This is a genomic window from Fretibacterium fastidiosum (assembly GCF_000210715.1).
GTDB lineage: Bacteria > Synergistota > Synergistia > Synergistales > Aminobacteriaceae > Fretibacterium > Fretibacterium fastidiosum.
The window spans coordinates 1,551,026-1,553,767 of sequence record NC_021038.1; the positions used below are offsets into that span (position 1 = coordinate 1,551,026).

2 protein-coding genes and 1 pseudogene are annotated in these 2,742 nt (G+C 64.1%); 1 reads left to right on the forward strand and 2 read right to left on the reverse strand.

Annotation, left to right across the window (positions count from 1 at the left end; translation table 11 throughout):
- Positions 1-264, forward strand: a pseudogene (locus SY1_RS07205) (16S rRNA (cytidine(1402)-2'-O)-methyltransferase); the annotation flags it as partial.
- Between the two features lie 81 nt (positions 265-345).
- Here the strand turns inward: SY1_RS07205 and SY1_RS07210 are convergent.
- A complete protein-coding gene (locus tag SY1_RS07210) occupies positions 346-1,770 on the reverse strand; it encodes a diguanylate cyclase domain-containing protein (RefSeq protein ID WP_208873251.1) in 1,425 nt (474 codons plus the stop codon).
- 168 nt (positions 1,771-1,938) lie between these two features.
- A partial coding sequence (locus tag SY1_RS07215; protein WP_208873253.1) for a PD-(D/E)XK nuclease family protein occupies positions 1,939-2,742 on the reverse strand: 804 nt, incomplete at its 5' end.

Consider the following 2,742-nt stretch of genomic DNA (forward strand, 5'->3'; position numbering starts at 1 on the left):
CACCAGGAGGCCGTCCGGGGCACGCTGTCGGAGGTCCTGAAACGCCTGGAGGAGGGGCTGAAGGGGGAGATGGTCCTCGTGGTCGAGGGCTGTCCGGAGGGCGCAGTGGACGGCTCGCAGGGTGAGGCCTGCTGGCAGGCCTGCGCGGACGCCATGGCTGCGGAGGGGGCGACGGTGCGGGACGTCGCGGGCGCGGTGGCGGAGCGGTACCCCGTCGGGAAAAACGCGGTGAAGGACTACCTGATGCGAAGCCGGAAGGGCTGACGCGAAGCGGCGGTCCGTCGACAGGGGACGAGGGGGCGGACTTTGCGGTCCGCCCCCTCGTTTGCTTGCCGTTCCGTTTCGCTATTCCGCGTTGTCCGTATCCACCGGCTGGAAGCCCTCCGTCAGGTGGACGATCCTGAAGCCGTTTTTCGTGCCCCGCTTCACCTCGTACAGCGCGCTGTCCGCCACATAGATGAAGTCGTTCAGCTTCCTGTACTCCAGCGGGACGCCCCAGCAGTAGCCCTGCGAGACCGTCACGACGTTTGCGACCTTCGAGTGGGCGTGGGGCATGTGCTGCGCTGCGACCGCGTCCCTGATCTCCTGTGCGATGCGCTGGACGTCCGGCAGGTCGAGTCCGTTGCCTATCAGGAGGAACTCGTCGCCGCCGAACCGCGCGCAGAAGACGCGCTCCTTCCCCTCGATCTCCTTCAGGACGTCGGCCAGCGCCACGATGCACCGGTCGCCTGCCTGGTGGCCGTAGTTGTCGTTGTAGGGCTTGAAAAAGTCGATGTCCAGGATGCCGACGGTGAGGGGACGCCGGTTGTGGTAGCAGTCCTCGAAGAACTCCTCGAAGCGGCGGTTCAGGCCGAAGCGGTTGGCCAGTCCCGTGAGCTGGTCGGTCTCCGACTTGAGCCTCAGCATCTCCTTCTCCCTGAGCGCGTCAACCATGAGGTTGATCCCCGTGACGAGGGTCTCCATCTCGTCCTCCGTCTGGGAGGTCAGGGGCTTCGAGGGGATATCGCCCATCTCGATGACCTTCAGATAGGCCACGACCCTTCCGATCGTGGAGGTCCACCGGTTGATGAGCAGGAAGAGGATGAAGCCCAGGAACAGGATCGCAAGGACGATGTTGATCGCCATCGTCCGAATGACGCTGTTCACCTGGCTCTGCAGCTCCGCGATGCTGCGGCCCACGACGATGCAGCCGACGACCTGGTCGTCGTCGTTCCTCAGCACTTCGTAGCGGCAGTAGATCATGCTGCCCGCCACGTTGGCCTCGCCGGAGTAGACGCCCGTCGCGTCCAGGACGTCCGAGACCTGCTTGTCGATGTAGGTGCCAACGATGGAGCGCCCTTCCGAGTCCTTCGTGCTCCCCGCCACGCGCAGGTAGGGGCCCTGCATGTATCCCTTTCTGGCGGGGGTCCCCGCAACGTAGGAGAGGTTGCCGTCGTCCTTGCGGATGAACACGTAGGAGAACGTTCCCGTCTTGCGCTCGTGATACAGGAAGGGGCGCAGGTTGGCCAGGGTCTCCGTGCCGTCGCCCACCAGGGTGTCGCCCAGGTAGATGGCGCCGTGCCGGACGTTCCAGTCCCCATCGCCGATCAGGTCCTTGATGTAGTTGATGTCCGCGTTCAGTCGATCCGCGATCAGCGCCTCTTCCATCTGGGTGACGATCCTCAGCATGATGCCGAAGATCGACGCGATGATGACGGCGCCGAAGAGGAAGAACATCAGACCCAGCTTAAACCCTATGCTCTTGAAGCGGTGGCCCTTCATAATGCCCATCTTCCCTTTAGCCCCTTAAAATGCCGAGATAGCAAGGATTCAAAGTAAGAACACCACGCCCCGAGTCTTCTCACTCTTAATTATAGTGTACCTGCCGCACAAAACCCATAGGCTGCACCTAAAAGTCGGGAATTTTAGGGATTTTTTTGTTTTTTTGCACCGACGGCACTACTCCGGCAGGGCTGCGGATTCTGCGTCGTTCTCCATCAAAAGCACCTCGCCATGGAATTCGCCCCGTCGGCAGATGCCCTTCATGTCGCAGACGCGGCAGGACGGGGAGTCGTAGAACGGCTCGAACTCTCCCGCCAGGAGCAGCGCGGCGGCGCAGCGCAAGGCGCAGTCGGCTTCCTCCATGCGCTCTTCCATGGAGGCCAGGAGCTTTTTGGGGGCTTCGGCCTCCTCCGCGAACAGGGGCTGGAGCTCCGGCGCCAGCGTGCCGGCCGTCCGCCCGTCCGCCATGCCCAGGAAGCAGAGGCCCTTTAAGGGGACGTCGGGATCGCGTTCTTTGAACACCAGCGCGTAGGCCGAGAGCTGGAGTCCGAACCGGAAGCGGTCCCGTCCGTCCACGTTCCAGCTCCTCGCAGGCAGGGACTTCACCCCCTCGTCGTAGATGGCGGCCCTGCGGCTCTTGTAGTCCGTGATGACCGCACAGGTGCGGCCGTCGGGGCCCGCCAGGAGCTCCACCCGATCACAGCGTCCGTGGAACGTTACGCCTTCCTTCGCGGTGGAGAGCCTTGCATCGTCCTCCAGCCATATCCCCTGGTGCCTGAAGCCGGCGTCCCGCAGCCGCTGGATGATGCGCTGCTGCACCTCCCCAAGGCGGAGGGCGCGAAAGCGCAGGATCCCCATCCGGCGCGCCAGCCGCCGGTCCTCCGCAAAGCGCTCATACTCCGCGTAGGGCTCGTCCGCGGCCTCGAGCTTCGCCCACTCCTCGCGGGTCAGCGCGGCGAAGTCCGCTTCGGGGTCCTGAAC